Below are 15185 nucleotides of genomic sequence, written 5' to 3'. Positions count from 1 at the left end.
GGGTTCACAGCTCCCGCCCGTCCTGTGTGAAGCCGACTCGCACAGAACCCAGCCCGGAGATATGTGCTTCGAACACATCCCCCGGCGCGGCGGGCGCCATGGGTCCCAGCGCGCCGGTCAGCACCAGGTCGCCGGCGCGCAGCGGGTCGCCCCGCTCGGCGAGCGCGGAGGCCAGCCACACGGCCGCGTTGAGAGGGCTGCCGAGACAGTCGGCGCCGGTGCCCTCGGAGACCGTCTCGCCGCCCCGCGTCATGGTCATCGTCACCGTGCGCAGGTCGACGGCGGCGAGCGGCACGGGGGTCGCGGCGAGGACGTACAGGCCGCAGGAGGCGTTGTCGGCGACGGTGTCCACCAGGGAGATGTCCCAGTCCCGCACCCGGCTGTCGACAATCTCCAGCGCCGGAAGCGCGAAGTCGACGGCCCGCAGGACGTCGACGACCGTGCAGGCGCGGTGCGGCAGGTCCCGCCCCAGCACGAGCGCCACCTCGGCCTCGACCTTCGGCTGCAACAGCCGCCCGGCGGCCACCTCGCCGCCGTCCGGCACCGCCATGTCCGCGAACAGCGCGCCGAAGTCGGGTCGGTCCACACCGAGTTGGCGCTGTACGGCCACGGAGGTCAGGCCGATCTTGCGGCCCACGATCCTCCGTCCGGCGGCCAGGCCGCGCCGGACGCCCAGTTGCTGCACGGCGTAAGCGGTCTCCAGATCGCCGCCGCCCTCGAACAGCTCACGCACCGGCGGGCACGCGATCCCGGTGCGGGTGGCCTCCGCCAACCGGTCGGCGGCCTTGACCACGGCCGGCGGGGTGGCGGCGGGCAAGGGGGCGACGTCCGGGTGGACGCCGTCGGGCGAGGTCGTCACGGGTACCTCCAGGTGCGGGGTGTGGGCTGCGGGGTGTGGGCTGCGGGTCAGCGGTCGGGGTGCGGGAAGCGGTGAGAAGGGAGATGCGAGGGAGGGGCAGGGAGGGGCCAAGGAGTCCGGGGCCGCGAACGCCATCACCGGTATAGACACGGCCACCACGATCGGCCAACCTTTGTTCCGTGACGCGGAACAACACGGGCGGCAGCATGCTGGAGAAGGCCGCGATCATCCTGGAAAGCTTCAGCCCGAGTGGCGGTCCGTACCGTCTGTCGGAACTCTCGGAGCACACCGGGCTGCCCAAGCCCACGGTGCACCGGCTGGCGGCGGATCTGGTCCGGCTGGGGTGGCTGGAGCGCTCGGGCAACCTGTACCGGCTCGGGGCGAAGTTGTTCGAGCTCGGCTCCCTGGTGCCGCACCGGCTCGACCTGCGCGAGGCGGCCCTGCCGTTCCTTCAGGACCTGTTCGAAGCCACCCGTGAGACGGTCCACCTCGGCGTCCGCGACGGCATGGAGGTGGTCTACCTGGAGCGCATCCACGGCCACGAGGCCCTCCACCTGCCTTCCCGCATCGGTGGCAGCCTGCCGCTGACCTGCACCGGGGTCGGCAAGGCCCTGCTGGCGTTCTCCGGCGCGGAGCTGACCGAGGAGGTGCTGTCCCGGCCGCTGCCGAGCCTGACGCCGCACTCGATCACCGACCCGGACCGGCTGCGCATGGCCCTGGAGAAGACCCGGGTCTCCGGCCTCGCCTACGAGGAACAGGAGGCAGCGCCCGGCGTGAGCTGCATCGCGGCCCCCGTGTTCGCCGGCGGCACCGCGGTCGCCGCCCTCTCGGTGGCGGTCCCGCGCTCCCGCTTCAGCCCGGCCCAGCTGGCACCGGCCGTACGGACCGCGGCGCTGGGGCTCTCGCGGGTGCTGCGTGGGAGTGGCTGAAGACGCCCGACCATGTGCGGGGGCCATACCTCCGTTGGGTTCGAGATCCGCGTCTGGGTTCGAGATCCGCGTCGCCCATACGCCCGTAGGTTTCGATATGTGCGGCGCCCACACCTCCGTACAGCCGCAGGCACCCACCAGTCACACACCTGCGCGGCCCGAGGTGTTCGGCCCCCACACCCCCGTACGTCCTGAGCGCCCCGCCGGAGCGGCGTAACGTCGTCAGAGTGGAGCCTACGGTCGGCCGTCTTCTCCCCCGTGCGGCGTATGAGCTCGGCTCGCGAGCGGACGAGCTCAGTGCCGACGTGGAAGAGTGCCTGCGGCGCGAACTCCCCGAGCTGTGGGAGACGGCGAACGTGTCCCGGCTGACCACCCAGAGTGTCGGCGAGCACATCGAAGCCGCCCTGTTCGGGCTCCGTCACTCCGTCGAGCCGAGCCGGATCGAGCTACCGGCCGCCGATCTGGAGCGCGCGCGGCTGCTGGCCCGGCACGGCACACCGCTCAGCGCGATTCTGCGTGCCTTCCGGCTGGCACAGGGCATCGTCATGGACCGGCTGTTCTCGGAGATGTGCCGGCTCAGCGCCGACGCCGAGGAGGTCGGCGCGGCGGCACGGCAGCTGATGACGGTGTCGACCACGTACGTGGACCGGGTGTCGGAGCAGGGCGTCGCGGCCTACCAGGAGGAGCGGGACCGGCGGCTGCGGTGGCGGTCGGCGATGGTCAACGCGGCCAGCATGCGCATCGGCACGACCCTGGACATCTCCCGCACCACCCAGGAACTGGCGGACTTCGCCACCGAGCAGTTCGCCGACCTGGCCACCGTCGACCTGCTCGACAGCGTGCTGCGCGGGCAGGACGACACAGGCCAGGACCCGCTCACGCTGCGCCGCATGGCCCGCGGACCGGCGGAGGCGACCGAACCGGAATCCCAGTCCCAACCGGAATCCCAGTCCCAACCGGACTCGCAACGGCCCTCGCAGCCGAACCCTCACGTCGCGACCCCGCCCCAGCAACCCCAGCCGCAGCCTCCATTCCCACAACCCCACCCCTCGCCCCCACAACCCCAACCCCCACCCGACGGTTCCCCCGCAGCCCGCGCCCTCGCCACCGGACGGCCCTGTAGGCACGAGTACGACCGGGCCCCCGGCGACCCGCGAGGGCACTCGACGTTGGCGGTTCCGCTGCGTGCACGCGGCACCACCCTGGGCGTCGCGGAGTTCCACCGCGTGGGCAACCCGGACCGCTATGACGGCGAGGACCTGCTCCTCGCCCAGGAGATCGTCGCCAGGGCCGCCGTCGCCGTGGACAACGCCCGGCGCTACACCCACGCCCGCGCCACCGTCATCACCCTCCAGCGCAGTCTGCTCCCGCGGCAGGCGCCCGAGCAGTCGGCCGTGGACGTCGCCTACCGCTATCTGCCGGCCAGTTCCGAGGCCGGGGTGGGCGGTGACTGGTACGACGTCATACCGCTGTCCGGCGCGAGGGTGGCCCTGGTGGTGGGCGACGTGGTCGGTCACGGCATCCGCGCCGCCGCCACCATGGGCCGGCTGCGAACCGCCGTACGCACCCTGGCCGACATCGATCTGCCGCCCGAGGAACTCCTCACCCACCTCGACGACGTCGTCCTGCGCCTGTTCACCGAGGCGTGCACGGACCCCGACGCCGACCCCGACGCGGATGTCGGCGGCGACATGGGTGCCACCTGCCTCTACGCCGTCTACGACCCGGTCTCCCGTCGCTGCACCATGGCCCGTGCGGGGCATGTGCCCCCGGCCGTGGTGGTCCGGGACGGCACGGCCGAGCTGCTGGATCTGCCCGCCGGGCCGCCGCTCGGACTGGGCGGGCTGCCGTTCGAGACGGTCGAGGTCGAGCTGCCCGAGGGCAGTCTGATCGCCCTGTGCACCGACGGTCTGATCGAGACCCGTGACCATGACATCGACGAGGGCCTCAGCACCCTGCGGCAGCTCCTCGCCCAGCCGGCGCCCTCCCTGGAGGCGGCCTGCGACCGTGTGCTGGAGGCCCTGCTGCCGTCCCGGCCGGACGACGACATCGCTTTGCTCCTCGCCCGCACCCGCGTCCTCGGGGCCGACCGGGTCGCCACCTGGGAACTGGACGCGGACCCGGCGGTCGTCGCCCGCGCCCGGTCGGACGTGTCCCGGCAACTGGCCGACTGGGGGCTGGAGGAACTCGGCTTCGTCGCGGAACTGGTGGTCAGCGAACTGGTCACCAACGCCATCCGGTACGGCCGTTCACCGATCCGGCTGCGCCTGATCAACGACCGTTCCCTGCTGTGCGAGGTCTCCGACTCCGGCAGCACCACCCCGCACCTGCGCCGGGCCCGGGGGCTCGACGAGGGCGGCCGCGGCCTGCTGCTGGTCGCCCAGCTCGCCGGTCAGTGGGGCACCCGGCAGGCGCGGAACGGCAAGACCGTCTGGGCCGAGCTCAACGAGTAGCCCTCAGTCAGTCCCGGGCTGGACCAGCCTGAAGGCGAGACGGGCTCCGGCCCGCCGGGCGGACCGGCGCACGCGTGCCGTGAGCGGACGGGGCGTCGGCGGTGCGGGAGGGCCGCCGGCCAGACGGGGGAAGAGCGCCTCGGCGTTGCCGCGGTTGACCGCCGCCAGGGTGCCGGCGTCGAGGCCGGTGTCGAGCCCCTGAGCGAAGTACTGGCCCGCCGCGGCCGGCGCGAACGGCCAGTCGCTGCCGAACAGCACGTGCCCGGGGCGGGCGAACGCGAGCAGCGTGGGCAGGGCGGCGGGACTGGAGGAGAGCGCGGTGTCGAAGTAGAAGCCGCGGAAGTCCTCCAGGACGTCACCGGGGCCGCGCCCGATGTCGCTCGCGATGGCGACGGCCATGCGGTGGGAGGCGTAGGGCACGAAGCCACCGCCATGGCTGAGGACGAACCGGATGTTGGGGCACCGGCCCGGGACGCCGTTGCGGACGAGCAGATAGGCGGCGCGGGTCGTGTCGAGGAGGAAGTCGGCGGCGAACGGCGGGATGCCGGCCACGGCGGGCGCGGGAAGCTCGGCCGGGTGGACGAAGACGACGGCGCCGTGTTCGTCCAGGACCCGCCACAGGGCGTCCTGGCCCTCGGCGCCCAGGTAGCCGCCCTGGTTGTTGGCGAGCAGGGTGACCCCGTCGGCCCCCAGTTCCCCCAGGGCGCGCTCGGCCTCCCGCGCCGACGCGGCGACGTCGGGCATGGGCAGGGTGGCGAACCAGCCGAGGCGGGCGGGGCGGCGGGCGGTGAGCTCGGCACAGTGGTCGTTGAGCCGCCGGGCCAGGCCGGCCGCCTCATCGGGGTCGGTGAGGAAGCCGGTGCCGGGTGTGGAGACGGAGAGGATCGCCGTCTCGGTACCCAGCAGGTCCATCACGTCCAGGGCCGCCTCAGGGCTCCAGCCGGGCAGCGCACGGCCGCCCGCCTCGACGATGCCGGCCCTGGTGAGGGCGTCGCGGTAGAGGTCCGGGACGAGGTGCTGATGGACGTCGATCCGGCGGGGTGCGGTGGTCATGACTCGGTCTCTTTCTCGGGAGGAGTCGTCGGACGAGGGCCACCCGCACAGGTCCGGCTCATCCCTCGCCCTTCGACAGCCGCTCACGGCGAACGGCCGCTTCGTATACGAGCCGGGCGTGCAGTTCGAACATCTCCGGCAGGTCGACCCGGTCGCCGCCGATCTCGCGGTGCACGAACAGCCCGTCGGCACCGGCCACGGCGTACGTCGTGAGGGTGTGGACGGCGGCCTCGTCCAGCGACGGGAACAGGGTGCGGATCATCTCCGTGATCCGCTGCCGGGCGACCTCGCGGACCTGGAGGAAAACGGCTCGGCCGCGAGGCTCGGCAGGTCGCCGTTCCAGGGCGAGCATCAGCCCCAGCCGTAGGAAGTCCGGTGCCTCGACCAGGGACTTCGCCACGTTCGACGCCATCGTCGTCACCCGCTCCAGGGGAGTGCCGGTTTCCTCGCCGGGCAGTTCGACGGCGGTCAGCCAGGCCGCGAAGCTGCGCTCGATGACCGCGGCGATCAGGTCGTCCTTGTCCCTGAAGTGCCAGTAGATCGAGCTCGCGGGCAGTTGGCACTTGGCGCTGACCGCGGCGATCGACGTGCCCTCGTAGCCGCGCTCGCCGGCGATCTCGACGGCGGCGTCGAGGATGCGCTGCCGCGACTCCACCCCGTTGGCCCGCTTTCTCCGCGGCGCCGGAGGTCTCGCCATGCGAGATGCCCTTCCCGTCGTGCCGGCACTTGACCGACCCTGACGTCGAGCTTACCGTAACGTCCACTCCAATTGGAGTAAACACTACAGCAACACTGATGGTCAGCCGACAAGAGCCGCGGCAGTGACGAAGCGAGGTGGTCCGGTGAGTGGGATCGAAGCCGGGAACAGGGCCGGGGGCGGAACCGACGGGACCGACGAGGGGACCGACGGCGGAAACGGCGACGCAGCCGGCGCAGACAGGTACGACGTGGCGGTCATCGGCTACGGCCCCACCGGAGTCACCGCGGCGAACCTGCTGGGCGCCGCCGGCCTGCGGGTCGTCGTCCTGGAGCGCGACGCCGAGGTCTACTCCCGGGCACGGGCGATCTCCACCGACGAGGAGGTCCTGCGGATCTGGCAGCGCGTGGGGCTGGCCGAGCGGCTGAAGCACGACATGCTGGCCGAGCGTCCGCTGGACTTCGTCGACGCGCGGGGCAGGCCCTTCATCAGCGCGTGCCCCACCCCGCGCGGGCACGGCCATCCGCCGCAGATGTTCCTTCACCAGCCGGCGCTGGAGCGGGTGCTGCGCGAGGGGGTGGACCGCTACCCGAACGTGGAGGTGCTGCTGCGCCACGAGTGTCTGCGTCTGCGCCAGGACGCCGACGGTGTGGAACTGACCGTGGTGGACACCGACGGCGACTGGGTACGACGGCTGCGCGCCGCGTACGTGATCGCCGCCGACGGGGGTTCCAGCCTCACCCGCGCCCAGTTGAACATCGGCTACGAGGGGCGGACGTACGAGGACCGCTGGGTGGTCATCGACACCGAGATGCTCGAACCGTGGCCGGATCACGACCGGCTGCGGTTCCGCTGCGATCCGGCCCGGCCGGCCGTGGACTGCCCGACGCCGCTGGGGCACCACCGCTGGGAGTTCCCGATCCTGCCCGGCGACGACGAGCGGTATCTGACGAGCGACGAGGCGATCCACGCGCTGGTGTCCCGGTACGGGATCGACCGGAACAGCATCAGGATCCTGCGCGCCACCGTGTACAGCCACCACGTCCGCTTCGCCGCCCGTTTCCGGGCCGGGCGGGTCTTCCTCGCGGGGGACGCCGCCCACGCCATGCCCCCGTGGATCGGCCAGGGCATGGCCGCCGGTGTGCGCGACGCGGCGAACCTGTGCTGGAAGCTGGCCGCCGTCCTGCGCGCCGAACTGCCCGAGAGCGTCCTCGACAGCTACGAGGCCGAGCGCAAACCGCACGTCGAAGAGGTCACCCGGAGGGCGGTGTTCGTGGGGCGGGTCATCACCGAACGGCGACCGGCCGTGGCCCGGATCCGAGACTCGGGGCTGCGGCTGCTGAACCGCGCGACGCGCCTGAGCGCCCTGCTGGCGGACTCCCACTGGATCCCCGCCGCCCGCTACGCCGACGGCTTCCAGGCCCGCCCCCGCACCAGGGCGTCCGGGCACCAGATACCCCAGCCGTGGGTGACCGGCCCCGACGGTGTGCGGGTCCGCCTCGACGACGTACTCGCCGGCCGCTGGCTGCTTCTGCACGGCGAACGGTCCGCCCCGCAGCCCGCCTGGGAGCGGAGCGGTGTCCCCGCACTGACCGTCCGCCCGGCCGGCTCGCGTCCGGCGCAGGACGCGATCGTCGACGACGACGGTGTGCTGCTGCCCTGGATGGCCGCACGCCGCGCCGCCGTCCTCGCCCTGCGCCCGGACGCCTACGTCTACGCCGCCGCCCCGCCGGCCGCCCAACTCCCGCCGCCTCCCGCCGGATTCGCACCGGCCCCGCGCCCCGCCACCTCGATCGCCGGTTAGGAATCCTCATGACCACACACACGCCCGTGCCCTCCCTGCGGGAGTCGCTGCTCGACGTCCCCGGCAAGAAGGTGTTCGTCGCCGAGACCGGCGAGGGCCCGCCCGTCCTGCTCCTGCACGGCGGCGGCCCCGGCGCCTCCGGCGTCTCCAACTACGCCCGAAACATCGCCGAGTTGGCGAAGGAGTACCGGGTCATCGTCCCCGACCTGCCCGGCTACGGCCGTAGCAGCAAGGGCGTGGACGGCACCGACCCCTTCGGGTACCTCGCGTCGGGAATCCGCGGGGTGCTCGACGAACTCGGCCTGGAAAAGGCCCATTTGGTCGGCAACTCCTACGGCGGCGCCTGCGCCCTGCGCCTCGCCCTCGACACCCCCGACCGGGTCGGCCGTATGGTCCTGATGGGCCCCGGCGGCATCGGCACCACCCGCGCCCTGCCCACGCCCGGCCTGAACAGCCTCCTCGACTACTACTCCGGCGACGGCCCTTCCCGTCCGAAGCTGGAGAAGTTCATCCGCACCCACCTGGTCTTCAACGCCGCCGACGTGCCCGACGCCGTGATCGACGCCCGCTACGAGGCCAGTATCGACCCCGAGGTGGTCGCGGCCCCGCCGCTGCGCCGCCCGTCCGGCAAGAACGCGCTGCGCACCCTGTGGCGGATGGACTTCACCCGCGACCGGCGGCTGGCGAGGCTGCCCGTGCCGACCCTGGTGCTGTGGGGCGCGGCGGACCGGGTGAACCGCCCCTCCGGTGGCCGGATGCTGGCCGACCGGATGCCCAACTGCGATCTGTACGAGGTCGCCAACACCGGGCACTGGGTGCAGTTCGAGCGGGCCGAGCTGTTCAACCGGATCTGCGCCGACTTCCTGGCCGGCCGCCGATGAAGGTCTCCTCGGCCCCGACGGGCGTCTCCTCGGTCTTCGGCTCGGTCCACCTCGGCTACATCGTCATAGAGACGAACCGCTTCGCCGACTGGCGCCGCTTCGGCACCGACGCGATCGGCATGCACCACGACCACCTGGACACCGGCCTGATGCGTTTCCGCCTCGACGACCAGGAGTGCCGCTTCCTGCTGCGCCGCGGCCCCGCCGAGGACGTCGTGGCCACGGGCTGGCATCTCGACGACCACCTCACCTTCGAGCAGATCGAGGCCCGCGTCCGCGCCCACGGCGTGCCGTGCGCCGAGGGCACCGCCGAGGAGGCGGCGCAGCGCGGTGTCGAACGCCTGCTGCGCTTCCCCGGCCCCAAGGGGATCACCCAGGAGATCTACACCACCCCCCGTATTTCCCCACGACCCCTGCGGATGCTCGCGTCCGGCTGGGTCACCGGCGACGCGGGCCTGGGGCACGTCGCCGTCACCACCGCCAGACCGGCTCTGCTGCGCGGCTACTTCGACACCGTCTTCGACGCCCGCCTCTCCGACTACATCGACGAGACGATCAGCGGCGTCAAGCTCAAGATCCGCTTCCTGCGCGTCAACGAACGCCACCACTCCATCGCGATCGCCGCCGTCCGGGGCCTGCCCATCGACCCCGTCCGCACCCGGGTCCAGCACCTCAACGTCCAGGCGGCCACGCTGGACGACCTCGCCCGCAGCTACGACCGCGTCCACGCACTCGGCTTCGACATGGCCCTGTCCGTCGGACAGCACACCAACGACAAGGAGCTCTCCTACTACGCCCGCACGCCCTCGGGATTCGAGTGGGAGGTCGGCTGGAACCCCCTCGTCGTCGACGAGACGACCTGGGAACCCAGCACCCACCAGGGCATCAGCGTCTGGGGCCACACGCCCGTCGGCCGGACCATCGTCGACCGGCTCGAACAGTTCCGGCTGGGCGCCCGCTCCCTCGCCCGCCGGGAGGAGACGGTCCCGGCCCTCAGCGGCGCCGGCGTCCCCGACGACTGAGGCCGCTGTGAGCAAGCCAACAGGCCCGCCCGCGCATCGCGCGGACGGGCCTGTGATCGAGCGCTGGGCAGGCCTTGCACCTGCATTTCCCCGCAGGAAGCGGGGCGTCTTTCCTTGGACCACCAACGCATCACCAGCCACCCGGAATTGCGGCGACCAGCTCTTGCAGAACCCTAACCCATACCGTGCGGACCCCGCACCCGGGGCTCCGCCGGGCCCCGAGGCGGCCGCACGCCCGCCGCGGGGGAATCCCGGCAGCGCCGCCCCACTCGGCTGGTTACTCTGCACGGGTGACGACCGAGTTGGCCCTGCTGTCCCGAGTCGCCTGGCACGGACGGGAGATCACCGCGCCTCGGCTGCGCGGTCTGTTGGCGTTGCTCGCACAGGAGCTGCGCACCGGCTGCGGCACCGGCCGGCTGGTGGAGGGCCTGTGGTCGGACGAGCTGCCGGAGCGGCCCGGCAAGGCCGTGCAGGTGCTGGTGTCACGGCTCAGGGGACAGCTGGGCGCCGACCTCGTGGTGAGCACTCCGAACGGGTACCGGCTGGCGCTGGACGAGTCGCAGGTCGACGCGGCCGCGCTGCTGCGGTACGAGGTGGTGAGCGCCGAGCGCGCGCGGGCGGCCGATCACGCGGGCGCCCTGGCACAGGCCGAGGCCGGTCTGGCCCTGTGGGACGGGACCGTCGGCGCCGCGGGCGGAGAGGATCTGCACGATCCGGTGGTGGCGCTGCGCACCGACCGGGTCCGGGCACACCGTTCGCTGTCCCGTACCCGGGCCCTCGCCCTCGCCCGGCTGGGGCGGCGCGAAGAGGCCGCCGCGCCGCTCGCCGAGCTGGCCCGCGAGTCCTCGCGGGACGAGGAGGTGCTGGCGGAGCTGCTGCGCTGCGAGGCCGTCACGGCGGGGCGGGCGGCGGCACTGAGCCGGTACGACCTCTACCGCCGCAAGCTGCGTGACGAACTGGGGACCGACCCGGGACCCGGACTGCGGTCCGTGCACCAGGAGTTGCTCCGCGCGGACGCGCCGCCCGCCCGCCACGGCGTCCCGCACGATCCCAACCCGCTGCTGGGACGGGACGACGACATCGCCGCCGTGGCCGAGCTGCTGCGTGCCGCGCGGGTGGTGACGGTCGTCGGCCCCGGCGGGCTGGGCAAGACCCGGCTCTCCCACGCGGTGAGCCGGGTGGCCGAGCAGCCGCTGGTGCACTTCGTCAGCCTGGTCGGCGTCATCGCCGACGACGACGTGGCCGGTGAAGTGGCCTCGGCCGTCGCCGCCGGGGAAGGCCCCCAGTTCGCCGGCGGAGCGGAGCCCGATCCGGTCGGCGGGATCCTCGCGACGCTGGGCCCCGGGCCCGCCCTGCTGGTGCTGGACAACTGCGAGCACGTGATCGACGGCGCCGCCCGACTCGTCCAGGCACTGGTGTCGCGGTCGAGGGAACTGCGGGTCCTGGCCACCAGCCGGGCTCCGCTGGGCCTGACGTCGGAGTCCGTCCATCTGCTGCCGGAGCTCTCCCTGACCACCTCGGTCGAACTCTTCGAGCAGCGGGCGCGGGCCGCCAGGCCCGGCGTGGAACTGCCCGCCGACCAGGTGGCCGAGGTCTGCCGGCACCTGGACGGTCTGCCGCTGGCCGTGGAGCTGGCGGCGGCCCGGGTACGGGTGCTGTCCGTGGCCGACATCTCACGCCGGCTGCGGGACCGCTTCGCGCTGCTGCGGGGCGGCGCCCGTGACGCGCCGGAGCGGCATCGCACCCTGCGGGCCGTCGTCGACTGGAGCTGGAACCTGCTGGAGCCCGACGGGCGGGCGGCACTGCGCGCGGTGTCGGTGTTCCCCGGAGGCTTCACCGCGGACGCCGCGGAGTACGTGCTCCCCGGGACCGGGGACGCGCTGGATCTGCTGGAGCAACTGGCCGACCAGTCACTGATCAAGGTGGGCGACGGCCCTGCCGGGGTGCGCTTCCACATGCTGGAGACGCTGCGGGAGTTCAGCGCCGACCGGCGTGCCGAGGCGGGCGAGGAGGAGGCGGTCACCGGCCGGTTCCTGCGCTGGGCGCGGGACTTCGGCCGTGCCCACCACGACCTGCTGTTCAGCAATGAACCGCTGGCTTCCTGGAACCGCGTCCGCGCCGAGCAGGACAACCTGGTCCTGGCGCTGCGCCACGCGCTGGCCCGCACCGACGGCCCCACCACCGCCGCCGTCACCGCCGTGCTGTCCTCGCTGTGGGCCACCGGAAACAACTACGCCCGGCTCGCCGGCCTGGCCGCCGAGACCGGCGGCCCGCTGTCCCACTTCCGCCCCGGCCCCGACAACCCCGAGGACGTGGAACCGGCCCGCAGCGCGGCGGCCGTCTGCGCGGCCAGCGTCTTCATGGGCCTCGGCCCGCACGCCGTACGCCAGCTCGTCACCCTGCGACGGCTGCCGCCGGCCCCGCCGGACACCCTGGTGCGGGCGATGGCCGCGGTGCTGTGCGCCGTGCCGGACATACGCCCGCCGGAGTACACGCGGCTGCAAGAACTCTGCGACGCCGACGAGCCCCTGCTGGCGGGAATCGCGTCCGGCGTCGCCAGCTACGTATGGGAGTCCGAGCACGAGACGGAGCGCGCGCTGGAGTGCGCCCGGCGGATGCTCGACGCGCTGGCCCCGCTCGCCAACCCCGCCATGCGGTTGCTCGGCCACGGACGGGTCAGCGAGCTGTGCCTTCAGTCCGAGCGGGGCGCGGAGGCGTACGACCATCTGCGGGCCGCGCTGGACGCGTTCGGCGAGTTCGGCGACCGGCTGGACTCGGGCGGCATCCACTGGGGACTGGTCCTCGCCTGTCTGCACCGCGGGAAGATCGACGAGGCGGAGTACTGGCTGCGGCTCGCCGCGTCGGCCCCGCAGCGCGAGGACGCCCAGACCTACACCTCCGATCTGCCGGTCCGGGCGGAGATCGCGCTGGGCCGGGGGCTGACGGAGGTCGGGCTCGGGCTGTGGCGCCAGGCCGTGGAACGGATGCGGGACAGCGGCTCACGCTCCGCCGGCGATCCGTTCCTGGACAGCTGGCTGCTCAGGATGCAGTCGGCCGCGGTGGCCGCACACGCCCAGCACGGCCGGCTGGAGCCGGTGGCCGAACTGGCCGGGCACCTGCGGGAACGGCTGCTCCGGATGCTGTCCGGCTCGTCCGGCTCCGCCCACGACGGGGCTCCGGTGGAACTGCCGGTGTACGGCACGGTCCTGCTCGCCCTCGGTTTCGCCGGGCTCGCCCGGGGCGACGCGTCGGCCGTACGGCTGCTGGCGCTGGCCGAACGGATGCCGGTGGTACGGGACTTCCCCACCTTCTCCTCGGCCCGGTCCCGGCAGGCGGCCGAGAAGGCCGACGGGGCGGCGTACGCCGACGCGAGGTCGGGGTACGCCGCCCTGGGGCGCGAGGAACTGCGGGTCGCCGCGGTGCGGGAGCTCACCGGCGAGGTTCGCGGGTGAACTGCGCCTTGGACCACCAGTAGCCCAGCGCGGTCAGGGCCACGCACCAGACGAGCGTGAGCACTACGTTCTTCGTGCCGATCTCGGTGCCCATCAGGAGGCCGCGCAGGGTCTCGATGAAGGGCGAGAAGGGCTGGTACTCGGCGAACCAGCGGAACCAGCCCGGCATGGCGTCCAGCGGCACGAACGCGCTGCCGAGGAGGGGCAGGATCATCAGGGGCTGGGCGGCGTTGCTGGCCCCTTCGGCGTTGGGCGACGCCAGGCCCATGCCGACGGCCAGCCAGATCAGCGCGGTGCTGACGAGGGCGAGCAGCCCCGCCGCCGCGAGCCACTCCAGCGGCGAGGCGTCGGGCCGGAAGCCGATGGCCAGCCCGACACCCAGCACCACGGCGAGGGCCATCAGCGCCTGGATCACACTGCCGGCGACATGGCCGATCAGCACGGAGGCCCGGGAGATCGCCATGGTGCGGAACCGGGCCATGATCCCCTCGGTCATGTCCATCGCCACGGACACCGCGGTCCCGATCGCGATGCCGCCGATGGTCATCATCAGGATGCCGGGGACCACGTAGGCGACGTAGTCGGCGCGGTTGGCGGTGCCGCCGTTGATGCCGGCGCTCATCACGTTGCCGAAGACGTAGACGAAGAGCAGCAGCAGGATGACCGGCGTGAGCAGCAGGTTCAGGGTGAGGGAGGGATAGCGGCGCGCGTGCAGGAGGTTGCGCCGCAGCATGGTCATGTTGTCGCGGAGGGCGTGGCCGGCGGTGCTCATCGAACGGTCTCCTTCTTGTCGGACGCGGAGGCGGAGGCGGAGTCGGAGTCGGTGCCCTGGGCGGGGACCGGGCTGCCGGTGAGGGCGAAGAACACGTCGTCGAGGTCGGGGGTGTGCACGGACAGTTCGTCGGCCTCGATGCCGGCCGCGTCGAGCCAGTCGAGAATCGCGCGCAGTTCGCGCTGGCTGCCGTCGCTGGGGATCTGGAGGGTCAGCGCGTCGTCGTCACGGGTGGTCTCGCGCAGCGCGTTCGCACCACGCTCGTAGAGGTCGGGGTCGGAGAAGCGCAGCCGCACATGACCGCCGGGGACCAGCCGCTTGAGCTCCTCGGCGCTGCCCTGGGCCACGATCCTGCCGCCGTGGAGCACCGCGATGCGGTCGGCGAGCTGGTCGGCCTCCTCCAGGTACTGGGTGGTGAGGAAGACGGTGGTGCCACCGGAGACGAGCTCGCGGATGATGCCCCACATGGTGTGCCGGGAGCGCGGGTCGAGGCCGGTGGTCGGCTCGTCGAGGAAGATGATCCGCGGGCTGCCGACCAGGGTCATGGCGATGTCGAGGCGGCGCTTCATGCCGCCGGAGTAGGTGGACGCGGGCTTCTTCGCGGCCTCGGTCAGGTCGAACCGCTCCAGCAGTTCCTCGGTGACCCGCCGCCCCTCGCTCCGGGAGAGGTGGTTGAGGTCGGCCATCAGGAGCATGTTCTCCTCACCGGTGATCAGGCCGTCCACCGCGGAGAACTGCCCCGTGACACCGATCGCGGCGCGCACCGCCTGCGCCTCGACGGTGACGTCGTGCCCGGCGACCCTCGCCCGCCCGCCGTCGGCGGCGATCAGCGTGGACAGGATGTTGACCGCGGTGGTCTTCCCGGCGCCGTTCGGCCCGAGGAGGGAGAAGACCGTGCCCGTCGGTACCTGGATGTCGATGCCGTCGAGGACGGTCTTGTCCCCGTAGGACTTGCGCAGACCCTCGACCGCGATGGCGGGTTCGTGATGCGTTGTCGTCATGCCGGAGAGCTTGCGGCCGAGCCGGTTCAGAACGGCTTCAGCCGGGTTTCAGCGCGCAGGGGACGGCTGCCAGGGATGAAACGCGCAGGTCAGGAAGGGGATACGGAACGGGGTGGGCGACTGGGAGCGTGTCCTGCTCCTCGTCGTCCGCCCCTGATGCCGGGCCCGGTGCCCGAAGGTCCGGCTCCCGCGCCTGAACGCCGGGTCTAGCGCTGACCGGCCTTGCTTCCGTGGTTGGCCTTCTTCTTGCGGCGGGCCTTCT

11 protein-coding genes are annotated in these 15185 nt (G+C 72.7%); 6 read left to right on the top strand and 5 right to left on the bottom strand.

What is annotated here, in order from left to right:
- Positions 1 to 4: 4 nt before the first annotated feature.
- Positions 5 to 859: a 2-keto-4-pentenoate hydratase gene (locus ACIQWG_RS33000; protein ID WP_404102338.1), complete on the bottom strand. Its 855-nt coding sequence runs from the start codon at positions 857 to 859 to the stop codon at positions 5 to 7.
- A gap of 206 nt (positions 860 to 1065) precedes the next feature.
- Between ACIQWG_RS33000 and ACIQWG_RS32995 the strand changes: the two genes are divergently transcribed.
- Together ACIQWG_RS32995 and ACIQWG_RS32990 are read left to right on the top strand one after the other, a co-directional pair.
- Positions 1066 to 1788, top strand: a complete 723-nt coding sequence (locus ACIQWG_RS32995; RefSeq protein ID WP_404102529.1) for an IclR family transcriptional regulator — start codon at positions 1066 to 1068, stop codon at positions 1786 to 1788.
- 227 nt (positions 1789 to 2015) lie between these two features.
- A complete protein-coding gene (locus tag ACIQWG_RS32990) occupies positions 2016 to 4241 on the top strand; it encodes a SpoIIE family protein phosphatase (protein ID WP_404102336.1) in 2226 nt (741 codons plus the stop codon).
- A gap of 3 nt (positions 4242 to 4244) precedes the next feature.
- Here the strand turns inward: ACIQWG_RS32990 and ACIQWG_RS32985 are convergent, their stop codons facing one another.
- Complete coding sequence (locus ACIQWG_RS32985; RefSeq protein ID WP_404102334.1) at positions 4245 to 5294, bottom strand: amidohydrolase family protein; 1050 nt, start codon at positions 5292 to 5294, stop codon at positions 4245 to 4247.
- Between the two features lie 58 nt (positions 5295 to 5352).
- Positions 5353 to 5991 (bottom strand): TetR family transcriptional regulator, encoded by a 639-nt coding sequence (locus ACIQWG_RS32980; protein WP_404102333.1) that lies wholly within the window; start codon positions 5989 to 5991, stop codon positions 5353 to 5355.
- Between the two features lie 145 nt (positions 5992 to 6136).
- Here ACIQWG_RS32980 and ACIQWG_RS32975 point away from each other — a divergent pair, with 145 nt between their 5' ends.
- From ACIQWG_RS32975 to ACIQWG_RS32960, 4 genes are all read left to right on the top strand, one after another.
- The gene (locus ACIQWG_RS32975; protein ID WP_404102331.1) at positions 6137 to 7795 is read left to right on the top strand and encodes a bifunctional 3-(3-hydroxy-phenyl)propionate/3-hydroxycinnamic acid hydroxylase; all 1659 of its coding nucleotides are present in this window, start codon (positions 6137 to 6139) and stop codon (positions 7793 to 7795) included.
- An 8-nt stretch (positions 7796 to 7803) separates the two neighbouring features.
- Positions 7804 to 8676: an alpha/beta fold hydrolase gene (locus tag ACIQWG_RS32970; protein ID WP_404102329.1), complete on the top strand. Its 873-nt coding sequence runs from the start codon at positions 7804 to 7806 to the stop codon at positions 8674 to 8676.
- Positions 8673 to 9698, top strand: coding sequence for a VOC family protein (locus tag ACIQWG_RS32965; RefSeq protein WP_404102327.1), 1026 nt, complete (start codon positions 8673 to 8675; stop codon positions 9696 to 9698). Before ACIQWG_RS32970 ends, ACIQWG_RS32965 begins: the two co-directional genes overlap by 4 nt.
- A gap of 290 nt (positions 9699 to 9988) precedes the next feature.
- Complete coding sequence (locus ACIQWG_RS32960; RefSeq protein ID WP_404102325.1) at positions 9989 to 13150, top strand: ATP-binding protein; 3162 nt, start codon at positions 9989 to 9991, stop codon at positions 13148 to 13150.
- Here ACIQWG_RS32960 and ACIQWG_RS32955 read toward each other — a convergent pair.
- Positions 13128 to 13922: an ABC transporter permease gene (locus tag ACIQWG_RS32955; RefSeq protein ID WP_404102324.1), complete on the bottom strand. Its 795-nt coding sequence runs from the start codon at positions 13920 to 13922 to the stop codon at positions 13128 to 13130. The genes ACIQWG_RS32960 and ACIQWG_RS32955 overlap by 23 nt on opposite strands.
- On the bottom strand, positions 13919 to 14923 hold the full coding sequence (locus tag ACIQWG_RS32950) for an ATP-binding cassette domain-containing protein (protein WP_404102322.1): 1005 nt from the start codon (positions 14921 to 14923) through the stop codon (positions 13919 to 13921). The genes ACIQWG_RS32955 and ACIQWG_RS32950 overlap by 4 nt, the downstream gene beginning before the upstream one ends.
- Positions 14924 to 15185 lie beyond the last annotated feature (262 nt).

The organism is Streptomyces sp. NPDC098781, from assembly GCF_044759995.1.
Classification (GTDB): domain Bacteria; phylum Actinomycetota; class Actinomycetes; order Streptomycetales; family Streptomycetaceae; genus Streptomyces.
The sequence above is the reverse complement of the archived record's forward strand: the minus strand, read 5'-3'. Positions and strand labels throughout refer to the sequence as shown.

What these genes read in the sequence shown, in the direction of transcription:
- ACIQWG_RS32965 (WP_404102327.1), top strand. Translation starts at nt 8,673, where the DNA reads ATGAAGGTCTCCTCGGCCCCGACGGGCGTCTCCTCGGTCTTCGGCTCG.
- ACIQWG_RS32995 (WP_404102529.1), top strand. Translation starts at nt 1,066, where the DNA reads ATGCTGGAGAAGGCCGCGATCATCCTGGAAAGCTTCAGCCCGAGTGGC.
- ACIQWG_RS32985 (WP_404102334.1), bottom strand. Translation starts at nt 5,294, where the DNA reads ATGACCACCGCACCCCGCCGGATCGACGTCCATCAGCACCTCGTCCCG.
- ACIQWG_RS32970 (WP_404102329.1), top strand. Translation starts at nt 7,804, where the DNA reads ATGACCACACACACGCCCGTGCCCTCCCTGCGGGAGTCGCTGCTCGAC.
- ACIQWG_RS32955 (WP_404102324.1), bottom strand. Translation starts at nt 13,922, where the DNA reads ATGAGCACCGCCGGCCACGCCCTCCGCGACAACATGACCATGCTGCGG.
- ACIQWG_RS32980 (WP_404102333.1), bottom strand. Translation starts at nt 5,991, where the DNA reads ATGGCGAGACCTCCGGCGCCGCGGAGAAAGCGGGCCAACGGGGTGGAG.
- ACIQWG_RS32950 (WP_404102322.1), bottom strand. Translation starts at nt 14,923, where the DNA reads ATGACGACAACGCATCACGAACCCGCCATCGCGGTCGAGGGTCTGCGC.